A 22,235-nucleotide genomic window follows, 5' to 3' on the forward strand; every position below is an offset into this window, starting at 1 on the left:
CCGATGACCCCCGAGCAGGCCCCGGGCGAGGCCGCCGACGCCGCGGTGGCCCGGATCCTGGCGGCCACCGTCCGGCCGCCGGCCGGCGCCCCGCGCGGCGTGGTGGTGGACTCCCCGCCCGGCGCCGGGAAGTCGACGCTCGTGGTGCGGGCCGCGCGCGAGCTGGTCGAGGCCGGCGAGCGGCTGATGATCGTCGCCCAGACCAACGGCCAGGTGGACGACCTGGTCGGCCGGCTGGCCGGGAAGGCGCCGGAGCTGACGATCGGCCGACTGCACGCCGCGGACTCCCGGCCCGGCCCGGAGGTGCTGAAGCACGCCAACGTGACGCCCTCCGACAAGGTCGCCGACCTGGTCGAGCACGACGTGGTGATCTCCACCTCGGCCAAGTGGCAGTGGGTGCGGGCCGAGGCCCCGTGGCGGCACGCGATCGTCGACGAGGCGTACCAGATGCGCTCGGACGCCCTGCTCGCGGTGGCCCGGCTGTTCGAGCGGGCGCTGTTCGTCGGCGACCCTGGCCAGCTGGACCCGTTCACCGTGGTCGGCACCGAGCAGTGGGCCGGGCTGTCGTACGACCCGTCCGGCAGCGCGGTGGTCACCATGCTGGCGCACAACCCGGAGATCGAGCCGCACCGGCTGCCGGTCTCCTGGCGGCTGCCCGCCAGCGCCGCGCCGCTGATCTCACGGGCCTTCTACCCGTACACGCCGTTCCGTTCCGGCACCGGCCCGGACGACCGCCGGCTGACGGCCTCCGTGCGCCCGGACGGCTCCGCCCTGGACGCGGTGATCGACCGGGCCGCCGAGCACGGCTGGGCGCTGCTGGAGCTGCCCGCCCGGCACACCGTACGGACCGACCCGCAGGCCGTGGCGGCCGTCGCGGCCACCGTCCGCCGGCTGCTGGAGCGGGGGCTGACCGCCCACTCCGAGCAGGGCGAGGCCCCGCTCACCGCGGACCGGGTCGCGGTCGGCACCGCCCACCGGGACCAGGCGGCGGCCGTGCGCGCGGCGCTGCTCAAGGCGGGCGTGCCGGTGGACGGCGCGGCCGGTCCGGCCGTCACGGTGGACACCGCCAACCGCCTCCAGGGCCGCGAGTACGACGTCACCGTGGTGCTGCACCCGCTCTCCGGGCGCCCCGACGCGACCGCCTTCCACCTGGAGACCGGCCGGCTCTGCGTGCTCGCCTCCCGGCACCGGCACGCCTGCATCGTGGTGGCCCGGGCCGGGATCGCCGAGCTGCTGGACGAGCACCCCGCGACCGAGCCGGTGCAGCTGGGCGTGCCGGTGACCTTTCCGGACGGCTGGGAGGCCAACCACCAGGTGCTGCACCACCTGGGCGGCCACCGGGTCCACCTGAGGTAGCCGCCGGTGTCAGTCCTCGGTCTCGCAGACCGCGAACGCCACCACCGGGCCCCGCTCCGTCTGTGCGCTCCACCCGCGCCCGTCGGCGGTGGGGCCGGTGGCGCGCACCGGGCCGGCCGCGTCCGGCTGGAGCCGGTAGCCGCCGCCGGTCAGGTGGGTTCCGGACGGGCAGGTCGCCGTCGAGACGCCGTCCGCGCCGCTCGGCTCCCCGGTGACCACCAGGGCCGTCTCGGCGGCCGCGGCGGGCGGGGCGACGGCGGCGACCGCGAGCAGCGCGCCCGGCAGGGACAGGACGGACAGGGCGAGGGCCGTGAGGCCTCTTCTCACTCGCATGGGGGTTCTCTCCAGCTTCGTCGGACGACCGGGTACACCGGGACAACCGGTTCGCATGCGATCCGGAAGCGCGGCGCGGGAGGCGCACGCCCGGCGCGGGCCGGGGAATAGCGCTCGGGTGCGCACCGTTCCGCTACCGGCCACCGCCGCGAGACAATGGACGGCGGCCACGACCGGGCGGCGCGGCCCGGAGCAGATTCTTTCCCCCCACCCGAGACCCGGAGGTGTCCGTCCATGCCCGACTCCCCAGAGTCGTCCGAGCCCACCAGGCGCCTGCGTCCGGTGCAGTTGCTGTTCGAGCCGCAGTCCGCCGAACCCGAGCCGGAACGATTCTTCGACCTGGAGTCGATCGAGGACCCGGCGGAGCTGCTGCGCCGCTCCACGGAACTGGCCCTGGCCTTCCGGGCCGCCGCCGAGCGGGCCACGGACTTCCAGGCGGTCGCCGCCGCGCAGCTCGCCGACCCGCGCCGGTTCGACGCGCTGTCCGACGCCGAGGTCGCCCGGCGGGCGGACTGGACCCCGGACTACGCCGCCAAGATGATCGAGTACGGCCGCAGCCTGCTCCAGCCGCGCCGGCACGAGGACTGAGCCCCGCGCCCGTCCGCCGGACACGGGCCACTGGCATATGCGCGGCGGGGAAGGGTACGCCGTCCCCCGCCGCGCTGTCCGGCGAACCGTGCTTTCCGTCCCGGCGCGGGCGGGCACCGCGCAGGCTGCTCCCCGTGGAGATCTGGACACAGCAGTCGGTGACGCAGCAGTCGGTGACGTACCCGTCGGCGACATACCCGTCGGTGATGCACCCGTCGGTGGAGTACGTCGGCGCGGCCGGCGAGGCCTGGCTCGCCTCCGCCAGCGAGTACCCGCGCAGCATGCGCGCCCTGTGGGAGAGCCGCCCCTGGGCGCCGTCGGTGCTGCCCTGCGGGCGCGCCTTCGACGTGATCAGCATGCCGGCGCTGTTCGGCCGCCGGGTGCTGGACGAGCTGTGGGCCTCCGGACCGGGCTGCGGGCCGGTGGCCGTCCACCGGGGGCGGATGCTGCTGTTCGTCCAGCCGGGCGCCGCGCCCCGGCTGCGCCGGCTGCTGGCCTGGGAGGAGTGGGCCCGGGACGTGCCGCCGCTGCTGTGCCACGGCAGGGGCGACGCGGTGACCGTGCCGCCCCTGCAGCGGATGGTGAACAGTCCGGACTCCCCCGGGCAGGGGGCCGGTCGGTGGATCGTCGCACCCGAACAGCGCAGTCCCCGGCTGCCCGGCGCCGCGGTGGTGCTCTGGGCCTGCGTGCGGGCGGCGCGCGAGCCGGTTCCCACCGGGGCGCCCGTCGTGACCGGAGGGTGAACGCGGGGCGGCCGGTATTCGATTTTGGCTCGGCCGCACGGCGCTGCTACAGTCTTCTCTGTCAGCAGGCGCCGCTAGCTCAGTTGGTTAGAGCAGCTGACTCTTAATCAGCGGGTCCGGGGTTCGAGTCCCTGGCGGCGCACAGACGGTCGGAAGGCCCTTCGCGAGAGCGAAGGGCCTTCCGGCGTTTCCGGCCCGAAGGCCCGAGGCCCCGGGCGACCGGGCCGCCCGCGCCGGAGCGGACGGCCCGACCCGGGCTCAGCGGCCGCGCAGCGCGCGGTAGCGGGCGACCAGCTCGGCGGTGGAGCTGTCCAGCTGCTCTGCGCCCTCGCCGGTGAGCAGCACCGGCTCGATCCGCTTGGCGAGCACCTTGCCCAGCTCGACGCCCCACTGGTCGAAGGAGTCGATGTTCCAGATCGCGCCCTGGACGAACACCTTGTGCTCGTAGAGCGCGACCAGCTGGCCGAGCACCGAGGGGGTCAGCTCGCCGGCCAGGATGGTGGTGGTCGGGTGGTTGCCCTTGAAGGTCTTGTGCGGGACGAGATCGGCGGGCACGCCCTCGGCCGCGACCTCCTCCGGGGTCCTGCCGAAGGCCAGCGCCTGGGTCTGGGCGAAGAAGTTGGCCAGCAGCAGGTCGTGCTGGGCGACCAGGCCGGGGGGCAGGTCGGCGACCGGCTTGGCGAAGCCGATGAAGTCGGCCGGGATGACCTTGGTGCCCTGGTGCAGCAGCTGGTAGTAGGCGTGCTGGCCGTTGGTGCCGGGAGTGCCCCAGACCACCGGGCCGGTCTGCCAGTCCACCGGGGTGCCGTCGCGGGTCACCGACTTGCCGTTGGACTCCATGTCCAGCTGCTGGAGGTAGGCGGTGAACTTGGACAGGTAGTGCGAGTAGGGCAGCACCGCGTGCGCCTGGGCGTCGAAGAACGCGCCGTACCAGACGCCGAGCAGGCCGAGCAGCAGCGGGACGTTCTGCTCGGGCGGGGCGGTGCGGAAGTGCTCGTCGACCAGGTGGAAGCCGTCCAGCATCTCGCGGAAGGCGTCCGGGCCGATGGCGATCATCAGCGACAGGCCGATCGCCGAGTCGTAGGAGTAGCGGCCGCCCACCCAGTCCCAGAACTCGAACATGTTGGCGGTGTCGATGCCGAAGTCCTGCACGCCCCGGGCGTTGGTGGACAGCGCGACGAAGTGCTTGGCCACCGCGTCGGTGTCGGCGCGCAGCCCGGTGAGCAGCCAGTTGCGGGCGGAGACCGCGTTGGTGATGGTCTCGATGGTGGTGAAGGTCTTCGAGGCGACGATGAACAGCGTCTCGGCCGGGTCGAGGTCGCGGACCGCCTCGTGCAGGTCGGCGCCGTCGACGTTGGAGACGAAGCGGACGTCGAGGTCGCGCTTGGCGTAGGAGCGGAGCACCTCGTAGGCCATCGCCGGGCCGAGGTCGGAGCCGCCGATGCCGATGTTGACGACGGCGCGGATCGGCTTGCCGGTGTGGCCCTTCCACTCGCCGCTGCGGACCCGCTCGGCGAAGGCGGCCATCTTGTCGAGGACGGCGTGCACCTCGGGCACCACGTTCTCGCCGTCGACCTCGATCACGGCGCCGCGCGGGGCGCGCAGCGCGGTGTGCAGGACGGCGCGGTGCTCGGTGTTGTTGATCTTCTCGCCGCGGAACATGGCGTCCCGCAGCTCGGCGACGCCGGTGGCGGCGGCCAGCTCGCGCAGCAGCTCCAGCGTCTCGTCGGTGACCAGGTGCTTGGCGTAGTCCACGTGCAGGTCGCCGACCCGGAGGGTGTGGCGGCGGCCGCGCTCGGGGTCGGCGGCGAACAGCTCACGCAGGTGGGTGTCGCCCAGCTCGGCCCGGTGCTTGGCCAGGGCGGCCCACTGCGGGGTCCGGTCCAGCGGGGTGCGGGCGTCGGCGCGGGTCTCCGACATCGGTGGGTCCTCGATTCATCTGGGTGCAGAAACCGGCAGGGCCAGGCGTGAGGGTTCGCCGAGGTCGTGCGGGTACTGGTGGTGCGCCGACTCCGTTGACGGCCTGCCCGGGTTCAGCCTATGCAACCCCGGGGCCGGTCGCGCACATTCCGCCCCGCGGGCGCGGACGGTGCGCCCGCGGGGAGCGGACGCCCCGTCATTTCCGTTCGGAGCGCAGGTCGAGTCCGCGCAGCACCTGGTCGACCAGCTCCGGATCGGCGCCGAGCTCACTGCGGGCGGCGAGCATCTCTCGGCGGGAGGCGGCGATCATCTCCTGCTCGACGTCCCGGGCGGCGCGCCACTGGGCCATCCGCAGCTTGGCCTCGGCGGCCTCCTCCTCGGCGTAGTTCTCCGGGCAGAGCCGGGCCAGCCGGTCGTGCTGACGGTCCCGCAGGCGGTCGGCGACCTCGGCGGGCAGCCGGTCCTGCTCCTCCAGCTCGCCGAGCCGGCTGAGCCCGGCCTTGGCGGCCCGCCACCAGAGCTGGCGCACGGCCTGCTCGTGCTTGTCCTGGTCGATGTCCAGCTCGAACCGCTTGGCCAGCCAGGGCAGGGTGAGGCCCTGCACCAGCAGGGTGAAGAGCACCACGCTGAAGGCGATGAAGACCAGCCGGCCGCGCTCGGGGAAGTTCTCGCCGGAGTGCAGGGTGAGCGGGATGGCGAGCGCCAGGGCGACGGTGGCCACCCCGCGCATGCCGGACCACCAGAGGATCACGCTCTCCTTCCAGCTGAACGGCGTGTCCTCGTCGTCGCCGGAGCGCAGCTTCTTCGACAGCCAGCCGGCCGGCAGCAGCCAGAGCAGCCGGACCAGGACGACCACGGCGATGACCACGGCGGCGTCGCCGAGGAATCCGGTCCAGCCGCGGCCGGCCTCCTTGAGCACGGTGGCCAGCTCCAGGCCGATCAGGCCGAAGGCGACGCCGGTGATCAGGATCTCGACCACCTCCCAGAAGGCGTTGCCGACCAGCCGGTAGGAGACGGCGTCCGCGTCGGAGGCCCGCTCGGCGAGGTAGAGCGCGCAGACCACGACGGCGAGCACGCCGGAGCCGTGGATCTCCTCGGCCAGGGTGTAGGCGGCGAAGGGCACCAGCAGGTTGAGCGCGACCTGCTGGGTCGGGTCGTCCAGGCGCTCGGCGAGCCGGGTGTTGACCCAGCCGAGCGCGACGCCGACCACCACGGCCAGCACCGCGGACAGCACGAAGCGCAGCACCGCGTCGCCGGCCGAGAAGTCGCCGCTGACCATGGCCTCGATGGACAGCGAGTAGATGACGATCGCGGTGACGTCGTTGAACAGCCCCTCGCTCTCCAGGATCGCCACCAGGCGGCGGGGCAGCCCGACGCTCCCGGCCACCGCGACGGCGGCGACCGGGTCGGGCGGGGAGACCAGCGCGCCGACCGCGATGGCGGCGGCCAGCGGCAGGGTGGGCAGCAGCCAGTGCACGGTGCCGGCCACGGCGACCGTGGTGACCGCCACCAGGGCGACCGCCAGCAGCAGGATCGAGCGGGCGTTGGCCTTGAAGTAGCGCACCGAGGAGCGCCGGGCCACCGCGAAGATCAGCGGCGGCAGGACCAGCGGCAGGATCAGCTCGGGCTCGATGGTGACGTCCGGGATCTGCGGGACCAGCGCCATGACGATGCCGAGCAGGGTCATCAGCACCGGTTGCGGCACGCCGATCCTCCGACCGAGCGGCATGGTCACCACGGAGGCGAGCAGCACCAGGAAGAACAGGGGCAGCTGGCCCACGGGGAGGTTCCTCTCGACGACGGACGGCTGAGCGCCGCCCAGGATAAATCTGACAATGCGCCCATCGGTGTCGACACGCTGAACAATGACTTGACCTCAAGCACACTTCAGGTCGGATGATCGTCGACATCGGAGGGATCGAGAAGGGGCGGGAACAGCATGAAAGCGGTCACCGTGACGGGGAACGGCGGTCCGGAGGTCCTGCGGGTCGCCGAGGTGCCCGACCCGCGGCCCGGGCCGGGCGAGGTGCGGGTACGGGTGTACGCCGCCGGCGTGCAGCCGGTGGACCTCGCGATCCGCGAGGGGTTCCGCCCGCCGGGACTGGCGGTCGAGCCGCCGTTCGTCCTCGGCAACGAGTTCGCCGGGGTGGTGGACGCCCTCGGCCCGGACGCCGGGCACTGGCGGGTCGGGGACGAGGTGCTGGGCTTCCGGGTGCTGGGCGGCCAGGCCGACCTGGTCACGGTGGACGCCGACCGGCTGGTGGCCAAGCCCGCCGGGATGCCGTGGGAGCAGGCCGGCTCCCTCTCCGCCTCCGGCCAGACCGCGCACGTGGCGCTCACCGGGCTCGGCGTCGGCCCCGGTGACACCCTGCTGGTGCACGGCGCCGCGGGCGGGGTCGGCACGGTCGCCGTCCAGCTGGCCCGGGCCTGGGGCGCCACGGTGATCGGCACCGCGAGCGAGCGCAACCACGGCTACCTGCGGGAGCTGGGCGCGGTGCCGGTCACCTACGGCGAGGGGCTGGTCGAGCGGGTCCGGGCGGTGGCACCGCAGGGGGTGACCGCGGCCTTCGACGCCGCCGGGCGGGGCGCCCTGGAGGCCTCCGTCGAACTGGTCGCCGACCGGACCCGGATCGGCACCGTGGTCGACTACCCCGGCGCCGAGCGACTGGGCGTCCGGGGGCTGCGGGGCGAGCGGACGGCCGGAAGGCTGGCCGAGCTGGTCGAGCTCTGGGAGGCCGGCGGGCTGCGGCTGGAGATCGCGGAGTCGTTCCCGATCGAGCGGGTCGCCCAGGCCCACAAGCTGGTCGGAGCCGGGCACGTCCGGGGCAAGGTGGTGCTGACCATGTGAACGCGCCCGGCTCCCCGCCCCGGGCCGATTGTGAGTTTCGGCTGCTGACCAGGTAATGTTCTCCACGTCAGCAGGCGCCGCTAGCTCAGTTGGTTAGAGCAGCTGACTCTTAATCAGCGGGTCCGGGGTTCGAGTCCCTGGCGGCGCACAGACAGCCGGAAGGCCCTTCGCGAGAGCGGAGGGCCTTCCGGCGTTTCGGCGTACGCCCTTTCGTACGCCCTTTCGTACGCCCGCCTCCCGCGCGCCCCTCCGTTCCCACGCCGCCACTTGCCCCCCCCGCACGCGCCGGATGGCAGGAAAGGTGGGAAGCAGGTCATTGCTGCCACCGCTCCCCGTTGGGAGGCTGGCCGTATGAGAGCGCACAGCGTGGTCATCGTCCTCTTCGAGGGCGTGCAGAGCCTCGATGTGACCGGTCCCCTGGAGGTGTTCGCGGGGGCGGGCCGGGCGTCCGGGCAGCCCCCGGCCTACCGGGTGACCACCGCCTCCCCCGGCGGCGGTCCGGTGCGCAGCCACAGCGGACTGCGGCTGCTGCCGGACGCGGACCTGACCGAGGTCGGGGCGGTGCACACCCTGCTGGTTCCCGGCGGGATGGACACCGAGCGCCCGGACCCGGCCCTGGTGGCACGGATCCGGGAGCTGGCCGGACGGGCCGAGCGGGTGGTGTCGGTGTGCACCGGCGCCTTCCTGCTCGCCGAGGCCGGGCTGCTGGCCGGACGCCGGGCGACCACCCACTGGGCCTACGGCGAGGAACTGGCCCGGCGGTTCCCGGACGTCGAGGTGGACCCGGACCCGATCCACGTCCGGGACGGGCGGATCGCCACCTCGGCCGGGGTCACCGCCGGGATCGACCTGGCGCTGGCCCTGGTGGAGGAGGACCTCGGGCGCGAAACGGCCCTGCTGGTCGCCCGCCACCTGGTGGTCTTCCTGCGCCGGCCGGGCAACCAGGCCCAGTTCAGCACCCAGCTGGCCGCCCAGGTGGCGGCCCGGCGGCCGCTGCGCGAGGTGCAGCGGTGGATCGCCGAGCACCCGGAGGCCGACCTCTCGGTCGAGGCGCTGGCCGGCCGGTCGGCGCTGTCGCCGCGGCACTTCGCCCGGGCCTTCGCCGCCGAGGTGGGGGTGACCCCCGGCCGGTACGTGGACGGGGTCCGGCTGGAGGCCGCCCGGCGGCTGCTGGAGGACACCGACGACGGCATCGAGGAGATCGCGCGCTCCTGCGGCTACGGCACCCCGGAGGCGATGCGGCGCGCCTTCGTCCGGGCCCTGGCCGCCCCGCCCGCCGAGTACCGACGCCGCTTCCGACCCGAACCCACCGGAGGTCACTGATGCGCATCGCCATCCTGCTCTACCCCGAGTTCACCACCCTGGACGCGGTCGGCCCGTACGAGGTGCTGTCCCGGATCCCCGGCGCCGAGGTGGTGTTCACCGCCGCCGAACGGGGGCCGGTGCGCAACGACCTCGGCAGCCTGGCGCTCGTCGCGGACGCCGCCCTGGACGAGGTGGACTCGGCCGACCTGCTGCTGGTGCCCGGCGGGCCCGGGACGGAGGCCCAGCTGACGGACCGGGCCGTGCTCGACTGGGTGCGCCGGGTGGACGCGACCACCACCTGGACCACCTCGGTCTGCTCCGGCTCGCTGATCCTGGGCGCCGCCGGGCTGCTCAAGGGCCGCCGGGCCACCAGCCACTGGGGCGTCCTGGACCGGCTGCCCCGCTACGGGGCGGAGCCGACCGGGACGGAGCGGGTCGTCATCGACGGCAAGTACGCCGTCGCCGCCGGGGTCTCGGCCGGGATCGACCTCGCCCTGACGCTGGCCGGCGTGATCAGCGGGGACACGACCGCGCAGGCGATCCAGCTGCTGATCGAGTACGACCCGCAGCCGCCGTACGCGTCGGGCTCCCTGGCGAAGGCGTCCCCCGAGGTGGTCGAGGCGGTCAACCGGCTGATGGTGCGCTAGAGCCGACCGCCCCGTCCCGCCGGGGCGGGAAGGCGTGGCGGCGGGCGGCGGCGGCCACGGCGAGGACGGGGAGCATCAGCGCGAGCACCGTCCAGGGCAGGGCGCCGGTGCCCAGGCCGCTCAGGACCAGGCCGCCGACCACGCCGCCGCCCGCCATCGCGGCGTTCCACAGGGTCACCAGGACGGCCTGGGCGGCGTCCGCCCGCTCCCCGCCCGCGTCGCCGAGCGCGGTCTGGAGCAGGGTCGGGACGCCGCCCCAGCCCAGGCCCCAGAACAGCGCCGCGACGTACACCGGCGGCGCGCTGCCGGACCGCACCGCGAGGACGGCCGCCGTCAGCGCGACCAGCAGCGCGGCGCCGATCGTCAGCTGCCGCAGCCGGCGGTGGATGTGCGCGCCGATCAGCCAGACGCTCGCCAGCGAGGCCAGCCCGAAGACCAGCAGCACGGTGCCGGTGGCGCCGCCGAGGCCGGCCCGGTCCAGGAAGGGCGCGATGTAGGTGAACAGGATGGTGTGCGCGAGCACGAAGAGCACCGTCACGGTGAGCACCGGCCGCACGCCGGGCACGGCGAGCGCCCCGCGGACCGGCGCCCGCTCACCGGCCGGCTGCCCGGGCTGGTCCGGCAGCAGCGCCGCGATCCAGCCGATCACGCCGACCGCCAGGGCCGTCATGGCCAGGAAGGGCACCCACCAGGCGAGCACCTGCCCCAGGAAGGTGCCGACCGGCACTCCCAGCGACAGCGCCACCGGCACGCCCGCCATCGCCACCGCCATGGCCCGCCCCTGCTGCTCGACCGGCACCAGCCGGCGCGCGTACCCCGCGAGCAGGGCCCAGGCCAGGCCGGCCGCGACGCCCGCGAGGAAGCGGGCGGCCAGCGTGAGCGGATAGCTGGTGGAGACCGCGGTGACGGTGTTGGCGACCGCGAAGCCCGCCATCGCGGAGAGCAGCAGCCGCTTGCGGCCCCAGCCGGCGGTGGCCGCGCTGAGCGGGATCGCGGTGACGGCGGAGCCGATCGCGTAGACGGTGACGGTCTGCCCGGCCGCGGACTCGCCGACCCCGAGCGCCTCGCTCATCCCGGGCAGCACGCCGGCGGGCAGGTTCTCGGTGAGACCGGTGACGAAGACGGCGGTGGCCAGGGCGAGCAGGGCGGACAGGGGAAAGGGCTTGCGGGGTACCGGGGTTGTGAGCTGTGTGGTCGCCATGGGGACCATGCTCGGACCTCACACCGGTGTCAGGTTCAAGCATGGCCCCGAAGGCGTCGACTCGCGGGGGCGTCCGGGCCGGCGGAGCGTCCGGGTCAGCGCCCGAAGTAGCCGTTGAAGTTCTTGGAGAACTCCTGGCCGCCGAACCGGTCCCAGTTGATCGACCAGGTCATCAGTCCGCGCAGGTTCGGCTGCGCGCCCGAACGCGGCACGTACGTCCCGCAGTTGGCCAGCTTGGTCAGGCAGTCGAGCGCCTTGTTCACCTCGGCCGGGGCGACGTAGCCGTTGCCCGCGTTGGTGGTGGCCGGCATGCCGATGGCGACCTTGGAGGCGGGCAGCGCCGGGAACACGTTGTTGGTGTTGCCCGCCACCGGGAAGCCCTTGAGCAGCATGTCGGTCATCGCGACGTGGAAGTCGGCGCCGCCCATCGAGTGGTACTGGTTGTCCAGGCCCATGATGGAGCCGGAGTTGTAGTCCTGGACGTGCAACAGGGTGAGGTCGTCGCGCAGCGCGTGGATGACCGGCAGGTACGCCCCGGCCCGCGGGTCCTGGCCGCCCCAGGGGCCCGATCCGTAGTACTGGTAGCCGAGTTGGACGAAGAAGGTCTCCGGCGCCATGGTCAGCACGAAGCCCGGACCGTACTTGGCCTTGAGGGTCTTCAGCGCGGAGATCAGGTTGACGATGACCGGGCTGGTCGGGTTCTTGAAGTCGGTGTCACCGGTGTTGAGGGAGAGCGAGTGCCCCTCGAAGTCGATGTCCAGGCCGTCCAGGCCCCACTTGTCGATGATCGCCGAGACGGAGCCGACGAAGGTGTCCCGGGCGGCGGTGCTGGTCAGCTGGACCTGGCCGTTCTGGCCGCCGATCGAGATCAGCACCTTCTTGCCCTGGGCCCGCTTGGCGGCGATGGCGGCCTTGAACTCGTCGTCCGACTCGACGCCCGGGCACTCGGTGGCCGGGCAGCGGTTGAAGCGGATGTCGCCGGAGGTGACGGAGGTGGGCTCGCCGAAGGAGAGGTTGATGAAGTCCCAGGAGTTCGGGACGTCGGCCATCCGGGTGTAGCCGGCGCCGTTGGCGAAGCTCGCGTGCAGGTAGCCGACCAGGGTGTGGCTGCCGGCGGGCGGGCTGGTGGGCGTGCCCGTGGGGGTCCCGGTCGGGGTCCCGGTGGGCGTTCCGGTCGGGGTGCCCGTCGGGGTCGCGGTCGGCGAGGCGGTCGCGGTGGGTGTCGGCGTGGGCGTCGGGCTGGGCGCGCCGGGGCCGTCCAGCGAGATGTCGTCCGCGTAGTAGGTGCCCTGGCCGTACCAGCCGTGGGTGTAGACGGTGGCGCTGGTCTGGCTCGCACCGGTGGTGAAGCTGAGGCTGAGCTTCTGGTACGCGCCGCCGGTGCCGGGCGTCCAGGTGCTCGGGCCGCCGCCGTCCACGCCCAGGTAGACGTACGAGCCGTTGACGAAGGCGCTGAGCGTGTAGGTGGTGTTCGGGGCGACGGTGACGGTCTGGCCGCACTGGGCGGTGTCGCCGGCCGTGGCGGCCGCGGCGAGCGCGCGGCTGCCGCCGTGCACCGGGCCGGTGACGACGCTGCCGGAGTTGCCGGTGCAGCTCCAGGGGCCGAGCGAGCCGGACTCGAAGCCGCCGTTGGCCAGGAATTCGCCGGCCGAGGCGGCGGGGGCCAGGCCCAGTGTGGCGCCGACCAGGGCGGCTGCGGCGACGGCGGAGGCGGTACCGGCGGCGAGGGCCGCGCGGCGGCTCGTGACCGGGGTTCCGGGGACGGGTGTTCTGCGCATGCGGGCGCTCCTGCGATGGCGCGGTCGTGGGGGACGTCCGAGGGCACGCCGGAGCACGCGCCAGTGGGGGGAACGGCCCGGCCTGGCACCCAAGTTGGACTAGACCACTGAAGTGGATTCGACCGGGCGGTGTCAATGGTCCAGACCGGTTCCCGGCTTCTCCGGTTGCCGGGGGTGACACCCCGTCGAAGGATGGAGGGGTGACCCCGCCCGGCTACCTCCGCCACCCCCACCTGCACGGCGGCCTGCTCACCTTCACCGCCGAGGACGACGTCTGGATCGCCCCGCTGGACGCCGACGGCGCCGGCACCGGCCGGGCCTGGCGGGTCGGCTGCGACCGCACCCGGGTCAGCGACCCCCGCATCTCCCCCGACGGCACCACCCTCGCCTGGACCAGCTGGCTCGGCCTCACCCCCGAGGTGTGGACCGCCCCGGTCGACGGCGGCCAGGCGAGCCGGCTCAGCTTCTGGGGCAGCCAGGACACCCGGGTGCGCGGCTGGCTGCCGAACGGCGAGGTCCTGGCCGTCACCTCCTACCACGAGCCCTTCGGCCACTACACCTGGGCGCACGCCCTGCCGCCGGACGGCTCCCCCGGTCGCCGGATGCCCTGGGGGCCGGTCGGCGACGCCCAGATGAACCACGAACGGACCGTGCTGCTCACCGGCGCCGCCCCGCACGCGCCCGCCGCCTGGAAGCGCTACCGGGGCGGCGCCACCGGCCGGCTCTGGGTGGACGGCGAGCGGATCCTGCCCGAGCACACCGGGCACCTCGCCGCCCCCATGCCGGTCGCCGGCCGGGTCGCCTTCCTCTCCGACCACGAGGGCATCGGCAACCTCTACTCCTGCCGCCCCGACGGCACCGACCTGCGCCGCCACACCGACCACGCCTCCTACTACGCCCGCGAGGCCGCCACCGACGGCACCCGGATCGTCTACCAGCACGCCGGCGACCTCTGGCTGCTGGACGGCCTGGACGCCCCCGCCCCGCACCGGCTGCGCGTCCCGCTCGGCGGCGCCCGGGCCGGCCGCCGCCCGTACCAGGTCGGCGCCGCGAGCCAGGTCAAGGACCTCGCCTGCGACCAGACCGGCCGGGCCGGGGTGATCACCGTACGCGGCAGCCAGTACTGGCTCACCCACAAGGACGGCCCGGCCCGCGCGCTCGCCGACACCCCCGGAGTGCGCACCCGGCTGCCGGTGGTGCTCGGACACACCGGCGAGGCGGCCTGGATCACCGACGCCGAGGGCGCCGACGCGATCGAGGTGATGCCGCTGCCCGGCCACGCCGAACCGCCGGGCCACGCCGGGCCGCGGAAGCACCACCACCGGGTGCTCGCCGCCGGACGGATCGGCCGCGTCCTGGAGCTCACCGCCTCCCCCGACGGCAGCCGGCTCGCCGCCACCACCTCGGACGGACGACTGCTGCTGGTCCGCGCCGCCGACGGCGAGGTGCGCGAACTGGCCGCCTCCGGCTACGGGCCGGTCTCCAGCGCCCGCTTCTCCCCCGACTCGCACTGGATCGCCTGGTCCGAGCCGGTCGCCGGGCGTTCACTGCGCCGCATCCGGCTCACCCGCACCGACGCGCCGTCCTCGACCACCGACGTCACCGACGGCCGGTTCGAGGACGAGCAGCCGGTGTTCACCCGGGACGGCCGCTACCTGGCCTTCCTGTCCTGGCGCGGCTTCGACCCGGTCCACGACGTGCACACCGGCGACCTCTCCTTCCCGCTCGGCTGCCGCCCGTACCTCGTCCCGCTCGCCGCCGACACCCCCTCGCCGTTCTCCGCCCCGGCCGAGGACGGCGCCCCGCACCACGACGGCGACGGCACCGTCCGGGTCGACCCGGACGGCATCGGCGAGCGGCTGCTCCAGTTCCCGGTGATCGCCTCCAAGTACTCGGCCACCGACGCGGTGCGCGGCGGCCTGGTCTGGCTGCGCTGGCCGATCTCCGGCACCCTCGGCCAGACCTTCGCCAGCCCGGAGGACACCTCGGGCCGCCCCTCGCTGGAGCACTTCGACCTGGCCCGGGGCACCCGCAGCACCGTGGTCGACAAGCTGGACGGCTACGCGGTCTCCGGGGACGGCGGCTCGATCGCGGTCTACTCGGCCGGGACGCTGCGGGTGATCCCGGTCGGCGCCCCCTCCGCCGGGACCACCGTCGACCTGCGCCGGATCACCCACACCGTGCACCCGGCCGCCGAGTGGCGCCAGGCCTACCACGAGGCGGCCCGGATCGTCCGGGACCAGTTCTGGGACGAGCGGATGTCCGGCCTGGACTGGCCCGCGCTGGTCGCCCAGTACGAGCCGCTGCTGGACCGGGTCTGCTCCCCCGACGACTTCGCCGACCTGCTGCGCGAACTCCTCGGCGAACTCGGCACCTCGCACGCCTACGTCACCCCGTCCCGGCGCGCCGAGGGCCCCACGCTCGCCCAGCAGCCGCTCGGCCTGCTCGGCGCCAACGCCCGCCACGCCCCCGACGGCCGCTGGCTGGTCGACCGGGTGCTGCCCGGCGAGACCTCCGACCCGCGCGCCCGCGCCCCACTGGCCGCCCAGGGCGTCCGGGACGGCGACGAGTTCCTGGAGATCGGCGGCCGCCCGGTGGACCCGCTGCGCGGACCGCTGCCGCTGCTGGCCGGCACCGGCGGCAGCACGCTCGAACTGGCCCTGCGCAGCGGCCCGGACGGCCCGGTGCGGCGGATCGTGATCACCCCGCTGACCGACGAGCGGCCCATCCGCTACCAGGACTGGGTGACCAGACGACGCGCCCTGGTGCGGGAGTTCAGCGACGGGCGGTGCGGCTACCTGCACATCCCGGACCTCGGCGGCTCCGGCTGGGCACAGTTCAACCGGGACCTGCGGCGCGAGCTGGACAAGCCCGCGCTGGTCCTGGACGTCCGCGGCAACGCCGGCGGCAACGTCTCCGAACTGGTGCTGGAGAAACTCTCCCGGCACGTCCTGGCCTGGGACTTCAGCCGGGACCGCCGACCGGTGCGCTGGCCCCGGCACGCACCGCGCGGACCGCTGGTGGCACTGGCCGACGAGGCCACCAGCTCGGACGGCGACGTGATCATCGCGGCGATCAAGCTGCTCGGGCTCGGCCCGGTGATCGGCACCCGCACCTGGGGCGGGGTGGTCGGGATGAGCGGGCGCCACACCCTCGGCGACGGCACCCAGATCTCGGTGCCGAAGAACGCCTCCTGGTTCGGCGGCGGGCTGGGCTGGTCGGTGGAGAACCGGGGCGTCGAGCCCGACGTGCACGTGCTGCGCACCCCGCGCGACTGGGCCCGGGGGCGCCATCCGGAGCTGGTCGCGGCCGTCCAGCTGGCCCTGGAGCTGCTGGAGGACGCGCCCGCCGCGGCGCCCCCGCCGGAGTCCACGCCCCGGCCGGACCTGCGGCGACCGCCGCTGCCGCCGCGTGCGGGGTGATCCCCGGGCTCAGCCCCAGGGGTCGCCCTCGGCGGTCATGTTCTCGGCGGCGCGCCGGTCGTCCTCCTCCTGGGCGAGCCGTTCCTGCTGCTCCCGGGTCCGCTCGACGTCGTTGCCGTACGCGTCGGCGGCCTCGTCGTGGGCGAGGGCGGCGCGCTGGGCGGCCTCCTGCCCGGTGGACTCGTGCTGCGGCCGGTGGAACAACCTGTCGAAGATGCCCATGACTCCTCCAAACGGGGTGGACGGGAGGTCGGAAGACCGGGCTGCCCCCACTCTCACACCGGGTGCCCACGGGCGCACCTTGAGCCTTTGGTCCCTGGTGGACGCGCCCAAGGACCGTAGCCGCGGGCCCTCGGCCGGGCGCAGATTGGGGCCGTCGGCGAAATCGACGCCACCCTCTGGAGCCCGCTGTGACCGTCGCACATCCCGGAAGCCACGCCCGGCGCACCGCCGAGGACCCGCACGACGGACCACGCCGGCGGGTCGGCCCGCTGGCCGCGCTGGACGGCCGGCTGCCCGGCGCGCACGACCTGCTGCTGATGCAGTGCCCCAGCTCGCTGCGGCCCCTCGCCGGCGGCGAGCTGCCGCCGTGGGCGCGGGCGGTGCTGCGGGCGCACCCCTGGGTGACGGTCGGCCGGGCACCCGCCGTGGTCGGCAACCCGGTGGACCTCCCGCACCCGCAGCGCTGCACCCGGGACCCGGAGGCGGCGCCCGAACTGTGGTTCCCGGTCACCGTGCGCGGCCCGCGCCCCGGACAGCGGATGGACGCGCTGGCCCCCTGGGCGGCGGTGGCCCGGACGCTGCGGCCCGAGCAGCTGGTCGAACGGCGCGAACGGCTGGCCCCCGAACGGCTGGCCGGCATCCCGGCGCTGGCCCTGCTGCCGGAGGTCGGCCGACTGGTGGCGGACCACCGGCTGCCCTGGGGCCCGATCGGCGCGGTCGGCTACGAGCTGGGCAGCGGGGTGCCGGTGAGCGGACCGCTCAGCCCGCTGCGGCTGGTGCTGCGCTGCCCGCAGCCGATCAGCCGGCGCGACGCCCTGCAGCTGCGGCGGGCGCTGACCAAGCTGCCGGTCCCCGTGCAGGCCGAGCTGGAGACCCGGCACGGCTCGGTCCAGCTGGCCGAGTACGCCTCCGGCGCCCACAGCCTCACCCTGCTCACCCCGGACGGCCCCCGCGAGGTCCGTGACCCGTGGTTCCCCCGGGGCCCGTTCGTCTGAGCGGCCGGACCGGTCGGGCGGCTCCCGCCGGGGCCGGGGCAATCTCGGAGTTGGCGCGAGGGCGCGGCACCCGGGACGATGGAGCGTCCTCCGACCGTCCCGGACAAGGGAGTTGCCCCGTGCCGCACATCACCATCGACAACGGACAGCCGGGAATCAGCGGGCTGCTGGCGCTGCGCCCGGACACCGCGGCCCCGCTGGGGATGCTCGCCAACGCGCTGCTGCGGGACCCGGCCCCGATGAGCCGGGGCGAGCGCGAGCTGGTCGCCGCCTACGTCTCCCGGCTCAACGGCACCCGCTTCTGCGAGGGCTCCCACAGCGCCTTCGCCGCGGCGCAGTTGGACGGCGGCGAGGACCTGGTGAAGGCGGCCCTGACCGATCCCTCGGCCGCGCCGCTCACGGAGCGGATGCGGGCCCTGCTGCGGATCGCGGCGGAGGTGCAGAAGCAGGCCGCGCCGGTTTCGAAGGAGGCGGTGGCCGCCGCCCGCGCGGCCGGCGCCGGTGACACCGAGATCCACGACACCGTGCTGATCGCCGCCGCGTTCTGCATGTACAACCGGTACGTCGACGGCCTGGCCACCGACCTTCCCGAGGACCCGGGCTACTACGCCGAGGGCGCGAAGCGGATCGTCGACTCCGGCTACGCCCGCGGGAACTGAGCAGCGGGGACCGGACCACCGGGCGGCGCCGTCCTCGGACGACGCCGCCCGGCGGCGTTCGCGCGCCGCGCCCGGTGCGTTCGGCCGTCAGCCGGTGACGCTCGCCGCACCCGTCTCCAGGTGGCCGGTGAAGCGCTGGGACCAGCTGCTGTCGGCGTCCACCGTGACGGTGAAGTCGTACCAGCCGTTGTTGTACGCGACCACGTTGAAGAAGTCGCTGACGCTGCCGCCGGCCGGGACCTGGTACGTCCAGGGGCCGTCCGTCCGGTAGTTGTTCGAGGCGATGGTGAAGGTCACCGCCGTGCTGCCGGAGTTGGCCAGCTCGAACCGGAGCGCGAGCTTCCCCGTCCCCGGCTCGACCGCGTACGAGGCGGTGACGGCCGCGTTCCTGCCCGCCTTGGTGAGGTCGCCGGTGAAGCGGCGCAGGAAGCGGTTCGGGCCGACGACGGTCAGGTCGTACTTGCCGTTGCCGAAGCCGTTGGTGCCGCAGTTGAAGAAGTCGATGACGGGGCTGCCGGAGTCGACGGTGTACTGCCAGGGGCCGCCGCTGCGGTAGGCGTTGGCGTAGGCGGCGAAGTGGGAGGCCCGGGCGGCGCCGTCGTTGGTCATCTTCACCCAGACGTGCATGACGCCGCCGGCGTCGGCGTCCCAGTGGTCCAGGTTGGCGTTCGGCTGGTACGGCAGGGCGCGCGCGGGCCGGGTACCGGACTCCTGCACCGGCAGCTGGTTGTTCACCGGGGCCGGGTTGGGCAGCGGGCCGCAGGCGGACAGGCCGATGGTCTGCGAGGTGTCGGGCAGCGCGGGCAGGCCGTACACCGGGTGGGCGAAGTCGAACACGCTGGTCAGGTCGCCGCAGACGCGGCGGCGCCAGTCGCTGATGTTGGGACAGGCGGCGGGCTTGCCGAGGGCGGCCGTCCAGACCTCCAGGAAGCGCAGCACCGAGGTGTGGTCGAAGGTCTCGGAGTTGACCCAGCCGCCACGGGTCCAGGGCGAGACGGCGATCAGCGGGACGCGGAAGCCGAGGCCGATGTTGGTGCCGTTGTAGAACTCGCCCGGGGTGCCGGCCGGGGCGGCCGGCGGCGGGACGTGGTCGAAGAAGCCGTCGTTCTCGTCGTAGTTGAGGAACAGCACGGTGGAGTTGAAGACGTTCGGGTCCGCGTTGAGCGCGTCTATCACCATGTGGACGAAGTGCGCGCCGTCGGCCGGGGTGGCGTACGGGTGCTCGGAGGAGGCCTGGTCGGCGACGATCCAGGAGACCTGCGGGAGGGTGCCGGCCAGCACATCGGCCTTGATCGCGGCGGCGATGTCGTCCGGGGTCCTCCCGGTGACCTTGGGCACCGAGCCCATGCCCTTGACCGCCAGCGGGCTGCCGGCCGGGGCGCCGGTGAAGTTGGTGAAGTACGCCAGGGCGTTGTCGCCGTAGTTGTCGGCGGCGTTCTGGTAGACCTTCCAGCTGACGCCCGCCGTCTCCAGCGCCTCGGCGTAGGTCTGCCAGCGCAGGCCCTTCTCGTCGCCGCCGTCGTAGGCCGGGCCGCCCGCGGCGCCGGACGGGTCGATCTGTCCGGACCAGTGGTAGGTGCGGTTGGGGCCGGTCGCGCTCAGCACGGAGCAGTGGTAGGCGTCGCAGATGGTCCAGTTCTCGGCCAGCGCGTAGTGGAACGGGATGTCCTGGCGGGTCAGGAAGCCGAGCGTGCGGACGTTGCCCTTGGCGGCGACCCAGGAGTCCAGCTTTCCGCCGTTCCAGGCCTTGTGCTGGTCGGACCAGCCGTGGCTGAGGTCCCCGTTGCACTGGGCGAGGCGCTCGGGGTCGGCGCCGCCGGCCGGCTTGGTCTGGCTGAACTGCCACGGGTACTGGCGGCCGAACAGGCCGTTGGGCTGGTTGAAGACGCTGTAGCCGCCGGATATCTGGATCGCGCTGCGGTCGGCGAAGCCGCGCACGCCGCGCAGCGTGCCGAAGTAGTGGTCGAAGCTGCGGTTCTCCTGCATCAGGATCACCACGTGCTGGGCGTCGGTGATGGTGCCGGTCGTGCCGAGCGCGGTGGTGGCGGCGGTCGCGGCCGTGCCGCCCGGGGCGGCCCCCGCGGCGGCACCGGTGCCGGCCACCGCGAGGCCCGCCGCGGCGGCACCGGACAGCGTGACGAACTTCCTACGACTCAACTCGGCCATCAGCCCGGCCCGTCCCTTCGCTGGCGATGTTGTGCACACAAGTCGGAGCTCACTCGATCGCGCAGCAGTCTCCACCGCGCGCGAAGCGGCCCACCAGATGCGTGCGGCAGGATTGGCGGACTGTTCGTCGGGGCGTCACCGAGCGACGCCCGGCTGAACGGGCGAAGGGGGCCGGGTGCTCAGCGGTCCTTGACCTCGATCCCCAGCGCGTGGGCGAACTGCGGTGCCAGCTCCATCAGTTGGAGGGAACTGATGACCGCGCCGCGCAGCCCCTGGTGGCCGTCGGCCAGGCCGAGCCGGACGGCGCCGCGCAGGTCCGTCCGGCTCAGCGTCGCGCCGCGCAACCGGACCTCCTCCAGGGTCGAGCCGGGGAAGGACACCCCGGTCAGCTTCGCCCCGCCGAAGTCCACGTCGCGCAGCAGGCAGTCCTCGAACACGACGTCCCGCAGGACCGCCGAGCGCAGGTTGACCGCCTCCAGCTTGCAGCCCCGGAACACCACCCGGCGCAGCGCCGCGCCGTACCCGGCGACCCCGGCGAGCACCCCGCCCGCGAAGGAGCTGTCCTGCCACTCGGAGTCGCTCAGGTCGCAGGCGACCCAGCGGCCGGCCTGCACCCACACCTCGTTGAACCGGGCCTGGCGCAGCTTGACCCCGCTGAGCGCGACACCGGTGAAGGCGCACTCCAGGAAGGCCGCCCCGGCACCCGACTCGTCGGTGTGCTCGCCCCCGTCGAAGTGCGCGGTGTCGTACCGCTCGTCGCTGCGCAGCGGCCCGGTGTGCGGGCGCAGCAGCTCGGCGTACGGGAGGTCGGCGAGCCGGTCGGGGACGGCACGGGACATGGCGGTGGCTCCTGACGGTCGGGGGCGGAGGGGTCTCGCCCGCATGCTCGCACGCGGCACCGACAACGCCCGGCAGCGACAACGCCCGGCAGCGACGACGCCCGGCACCCGGCGTCGCCCGGCAGCAGCGCCCGACGCCTCCCCGACACGGCGGTGCCCCGGACCGGCCGCCTCGGCGCGGCCGGTCCGGGGCGTTCACCGCTCGGGTCAGCCGCGCACCCAGAGCGAGTTGACGCGGGTGCGCTCGGCGCTGTTCGGGTACGGGTTGGTGCAGGAGGTGCCGGGGCCGCCGCCCGACATCAGCTCGCTGCACGGACCGGAGTAGTGGTCCGGCAGGCCGAGCACGTGCCCGGTCTCGTGCGCCACCACACGCACCGAGCTGTACTGCTGGTTCTGCTGGTAGTCGAGGAAGACGTAGCCGCGCCCGTGGCCGTCGGTGCTGGCGTAGGAGCCGCGGCTGTCGTTGCCCTCGTAGTAGCGGAAGTCGGCGGCCGAGCCGGACCGCAGCTGGACGTTGGCGACCGAACCGTTCCAGATCTGCGCGGCCTGGGATATCTGGTTGCGGAAGGACGGGGCGGAGCTGGCGTCGTAGGTGACGGTGACGGTCGCCAGGCCCGGGTTGGCGGCCTGCTTGGCCTTGGCGGAGGCCATCACGGCCTGGAAGAAGGCCTGGTTGTTCGCGGCCTCCGCGGCCGAGCCGGCGTACGTCGAGGCGGTGTAGCCCTGCACGGCCGGGGCGGCCGGGGCCGCGGCGGCGGCCGTGGTGGGCAGGACGGCGAGGCCGGCCGCGAGGGCGAGGCCGAGGGTGGCGGACAGCACGGATCGCTTCATGTGGGGGCTCCGATTCCTGAGGTGACGTGGCCGGTTGGGGGCCGGCCCGGGGGAACACCTGGTCAACGGGTGGTGTCCCCAGAGCTTCGGGCAACCCGGTGCGTGCGCGGATGATGCCAACCCGCGATAGCACCGTCCAATACCCCTGTGATGGGGCCGAATTGAGTCGTCTTTTCCTGGCCTTGACTCAATCGTTCCCCTGGCATTCCGTTCCGGCGGCGACTAGGCTCCCGTCCGGGGAAGTACCCGGTGCGGCGGGCCGCCCGCTTGCCGCCGGGCGGCCCGCCCCGCCCAACCCGCCTGCGGGGCGGGTGACTTCCCCGCCGCGCGGCCCTTGAACCCGCGGGTTTCGACCAGGCCGCGCGACGCGCCGGGGGGGGAC

The 22,235-nt window shown here is 74.2% G+C and carries 18 protein-coding genes and 2 tRNA genes; 11 read left to right on the forward strand and 9 right to left on the reverse strand.

What is annotated here, in order from left to right; all coding sequences use genetic code 11:
- Positions 1-3 precede the first annotated feature (3 nt).
- Positions 4-1,356, forward strand: coding sequence for an AAA family ATPase (locus tag ACWGKU_RS08780; protein WP_452179048.1), 1,353 nt, complete (start codon positions 4-6; stop codon positions 1,354-1,356).
- Between the two features lie 9 nt (positions 1,357-1,365).
- Here the strand turns inward: ACWGKU_RS08780 and ACWGKU_RS08785 are convergent, their stop codons facing one another.
- Positions 1,366-1,689, reverse strand: a complete 324-nt coding sequence (locus ACWGKU_RS08785) for a hypothetical protein (RefSeq protein ID WP_452179045.1) — start codon at positions 1,687-1,689, stop codon at positions 1,366-1,368.
- 234 nt (positions 1,690-1,923) lie between these two features.
- Between ACWGKU_RS08785 and ACWGKU_RS08790 the strand changes: the two genes are divergently transcribed.
- The 3 genes from ACWGKU_RS08790 to ACWGKU_RS08800 all read left to right on the forward strand — a co-directional run bounded on the left by ACWGKU_RS08790 (position 1,924) and on the right by ACWGKU_RS08800 (position 3,162).
- The gene (locus ACWGKU_RS08790) at positions 1,924-2,277 is read left to right on the forward strand and encodes a hypothetical protein (protein WP_401050958.1); all 354 of its coding nucleotides are present in this window, start codon (positions 1,924-1,926) and stop codon (positions 2,275-2,277) included.
- 206 nt (positions 2,278-2,483) lie between these two features.
- Positions 2,484-3,020 (forward strand): bifunctional DNA primase/polymerase, encoded by a 537-nt coding sequence (locus tag ACWGKU_RS08795; RefSeq protein ID WP_401050960.1) that lies wholly within the window; start codon positions 2,484-2,486, stop codon positions 3,018-3,020.
- A 68-nt stretch (positions 3,021-3,088) separates the two neighbouring features.
- Positions 3,089-3,162: transfer RNA gene (locus ACWGKU_RS08800), tRNA-Lys, on the forward strand.
- Between the two features lie 116 nt (positions 3,163-3,278).
- On the opposite strand, the gene pgi is transcribed toward ACWGKU_RS08800, so the two are convergent.
- Both pgi and ACWGKU_RS08810 read right to left on the reverse strand, forming a co-directional pair.
- Complete coding sequence (pgi, locus tag ACWGKU_RS08805; RefSeq protein ID WP_401050956.1) at positions 3,279-4,940, reverse strand: glucose-6-phosphate isomerase; 1,662 nt, start codon at positions 4,938-4,940, stop codon at positions 3,279-3,281.
- A gap of 196 nt (positions 4,941-5,136) precedes the next feature.
- Positions 5,137-6,720, reverse strand: coding sequence for a Na+/H+ antiporter (locus ACWGKU_RS08810; protein ID WP_359901763.1), 1,584 nt, complete (start codon positions 6,718-6,720; stop codon positions 5,137-5,139).
- A gap of 159 nt (positions 6,721-6,879) precedes the next feature.
- Here ACWGKU_RS08810 and ACWGKU_RS08815 point away from each other — a divergent pair, with 159 nt between their 5' ends.
- The 4 genes from ACWGKU_RS08815 to ACWGKU_RS08830 all read left to right on the forward strand — a co-directional run bounded on the left by ACWGKU_RS08815 (position 6,880) and on the right by ACWGKU_RS08830 (position 9,740).
- Positions 6,880-7,788 carry an NADP-dependent oxidoreductase gene (locus ACWGKU_RS08815; RefSeq protein WP_401050954.1) on the forward strand — a complete coding sequence of 303 codons (909 nt, stop codon included), beginning with the start codon at positions 6,880-6,882 and terminating at the stop codon, positions 7,786-7,788.
- Positions 7,789-7,862: 74 nt separating this feature from the next.
- Positions 7,863-7,936: transfer RNA gene (locus tag ACWGKU_RS08820), tRNA-Lys, on the forward strand.
- Between the two features lie 203 nt (positions 7,937-8,139).
- The gene (locus ACWGKU_RS08825) at positions 8,140-9,111 is read left to right on the forward strand and encodes a GlxA family transcriptional regulator (protein ID WP_452178090.1); all 972 of its coding nucleotides are present in this window, start codon (positions 8,140-8,142) and stop codon (positions 9,109-9,111) included.
- Positions 9,111-9,740, forward strand: a complete 630-nt coding sequence (locus ACWGKU_RS08830) for a DJ-1/PfpI family protein (protein ID WP_452178089.1) — start codon at positions 9,111-9,113, stop codon at positions 9,738-9,740. Before ACWGKU_RS08825 ends, ACWGKU_RS08830 begins: the two co-directional genes overlap by 1 nt.
- Here the strand turns inward: ACWGKU_RS08830 and ACWGKU_RS08835 are convergent.
- Both ACWGKU_RS08835 and ACWGKU_RS08840 read right to left on the reverse strand, forming a co-directional pair.
- Entirely contained in the window at positions 9,718-10,941 is a 1,224-nt protein-coding gene (locus ACWGKU_RS08835; RefSeq protein ID WP_452178088.1) for an MFS transporter, read from the reverse strand. The two genes, ACWGKU_RS08830 and ACWGKU_RS08835, sit on opposite strands and share 23 nt — an antisense overlap.
- Before the next feature lie 95 nt (positions 10,942-11,036).
- On the reverse strand, positions 11,037-12,719 hold the full coding sequence (locus tag ACWGKU_RS08840; RefSeq protein ID WP_452178087.1) for a chitinase: 1,683 nt from the start codon (positions 12,717-12,719) through the stop codon (positions 11,037-11,039).
- 200 nt (positions 12,720-12,919) lie between these two features.
- On the opposite strand from ACWGKU_RS08840, the gene ACWGKU_RS08845 reads away from it, so the two are divergent.
- Positions 12,920-16,141: a S41 family peptidase gene (locus tag ACWGKU_RS08845; RefSeq protein WP_452178085.1), complete on the forward strand. Its 3,222-nt coding sequence runs from the start codon at positions 12,920-12,922 to the stop codon at positions 16,139-16,141.
- A 9-nt stretch (positions 16,142-16,150) separates the two neighbouring features.
- On the opposite strand, the gene ACWGKU_RS08850 is transcribed toward ACWGKU_RS08845, so the two are convergent.
- Positions 16,151-16,363, reverse strand: coding sequence for a hypothetical protein (locus tag ACWGKU_RS08850; RefSeq protein ID WP_359901784.1), 213 nt, complete (start codon positions 16,361-16,363; stop codon positions 16,151-16,153).
- Positions 16,364-16,551: 188 nt separating this feature from the next.
- On the opposite strand from ACWGKU_RS08850, the gene ACWGKU_RS08855 reads away from it, so the two are divergent.
- Together ACWGKU_RS08855 and ACWGKU_RS08860 are read left to right on the forward strand one after the other, a co-directional pair.
- Positions 16,552-17,358: a phosphoribosyl-dephospho-CoA transferase MdcG domain-containing protein gene (locus tag ACWGKU_RS08855; protein ID WP_452178084.1), complete on the forward strand. Its 807-nt coding sequence runs from the start codon at positions 16,552-16,554 to the stop codon at positions 17,356-17,358.
- A 119-nt stretch (positions 17,359-17,477) separates the two neighbouring features.
- A complete protein-coding gene (locus ACWGKU_RS08860) occupies positions 17,478-18,017 on the forward strand; it encodes a carboxymuconolactone decarboxylase family protein (protein ID WP_359901790.1) in 540 nt (179 codons plus the stop codon).
- Positions 18,018-18,104: 87 nt separating this feature from the next.
- Here the strand turns inward: ACWGKU_RS08860 and ACWGKU_RS08865 are convergent, their stop codons facing one another.
- The 3 genes from ACWGKU_RS08865 to snpA all read right to left on the reverse strand — a co-directional run bounded on the left by ACWGKU_RS08865 (position 18,105) and on the right by snpA (position 21,853).
- Positions 18,105-20,183, reverse strand: coding sequence for a phosphocholine-specific phospholipase C (locus tag ACWGKU_RS08865; protein ID WP_452178083.1), 2,079 nt, complete (start codon positions 20,181-20,183; stop codon positions 18,105-18,107).
- Between the two features lie 179 nt (positions 20,184-20,362).
- On the reverse strand, positions 20,363-21,022 hold the full coding sequence (locus tag ACWGKU_RS08870; RefSeq protein WP_401048512.1) for a pentapeptide repeat-containing protein: 660 nt from the start codon (positions 21,020-21,022) through the stop codon (positions 20,363-20,365).
- Positions 21,023-21,229: 207 nt separating this feature from the next.
- Complete coding sequence (gene snpA, locus ACWGKU_RS08875; RefSeq protein WP_359901799.1) at positions 21,230-21,853, reverse strand: snapalysin; 624 nt, start codon at positions 21,851-21,853, stop codon at positions 21,230-21,232.
- Positions 21,854-22,235 lie beyond the last annotated feature (382 nt).

It is taken from the genome of Kitasatospora sp. NPDC054768, assembly GCF_053612025.1.

Excerpts from the sequence above, each read along its gene's own strand:
- ACWGKU_RS08780 (WP_452179048.1), top strand. The coding sequence starts at position 4 with ATGACCCCCGAGCAGGCCCCGGGCGAGGCCGCCGACGCCGCGGTGGCC.
- ACWGKU_RS08785 (WP_452179045.1), bottom strand. The coding sequence starts at position 1,689 with ATGCGAGTGAGAAGAGGCCTCACGGCCCTCGCCCTGTCCGTCCTGTCC.
- ACWGKU_RS08790 (WP_401050958.1), top strand. The coding sequence starts at position 1,924 with ATGCCCGACTCCCCAGAGTCGTCCGAGCCCACCAGGCGCCTGCGTCCG.
- ACWGKU_RS08795 (WP_401050960.1), top strand. The coding sequence starts at position 2,484 with ATGCACCCGTCGGTGGAGTACGTCGGCGCGGCCGGCGAGGCCTGGCTC.
- pgi (WP_401050956.1), bottom strand. The coding sequence starts at position 4,940 with ATGTCGGAGACCCGCGCCGACGCCCGCACCCCGCTGGACCGGACCCCG.
- ACWGKU_RS08815 (WP_401050954.1), top strand. The coding sequence starts at position 6,880 with ATGAAAGCGGTCACCGTGACGGGGAACGGCGGTCCGGAGGTCCTGCGG.
- ACWGKU_RS08825 (WP_452178090.1), top strand. The coding sequence starts at position 8,140 with ATGAGAGCGCACAGCGTGGTCATCGTCCTCTTCGAGGGCGTGCAGAGC.
- ACWGKU_RS08830 (WP_452178089.1), top strand. The coding sequence starts at position 9,111 with ATGCGCATCGCCATCCTGCTCTACCCCGAGTTCACCACCCTGGACGCG.
- ACWGKU_RS08835 (WP_452178088.1), bottom strand. The coding sequence starts at position 10,941 with ATGGCGACCACACAGCTCACAACCCCGGTACCCCGCAAGCCCTTTCCC.
- ACWGKU_RS08840 (WP_452178087.1), bottom strand. The coding sequence starts at position 12,719 with ATGCGCAGAACACCCGTCCCCGGAACCCCGGTCACGAGCCGCCGCGCG.
- ACWGKU_RS08850 (WP_359901784.1), bottom strand. The coding sequence starts at position 16,363 with ATGGGCATCTTCGACAGGTTGTTCCACCGGCCGCAGCACGAGTCCACC.
- ACWGKU_RS08865 (WP_452178083.1), bottom strand. The coding sequence starts at position 20,183 with ATGGCCGAGTTGAGTCGTAGGAAGTTCGTCACGCTGTCCGGTGCCGCC.
- ACWGKU_RS08870 (WP_401048512.1), bottom strand. The coding sequence starts at position 21,022 with ATGTCCCGTGCCGTCCCCGACCGGCTCGCCGACCTCCCGTACGCCGAG.
- snpA (WP_359901799.1), bottom strand. The coding sequence starts at position 21,853 with ATGAAGCGATCCGTGCTGTCCGCCACCCTCGGCCTCGCCCTCGCGGCC.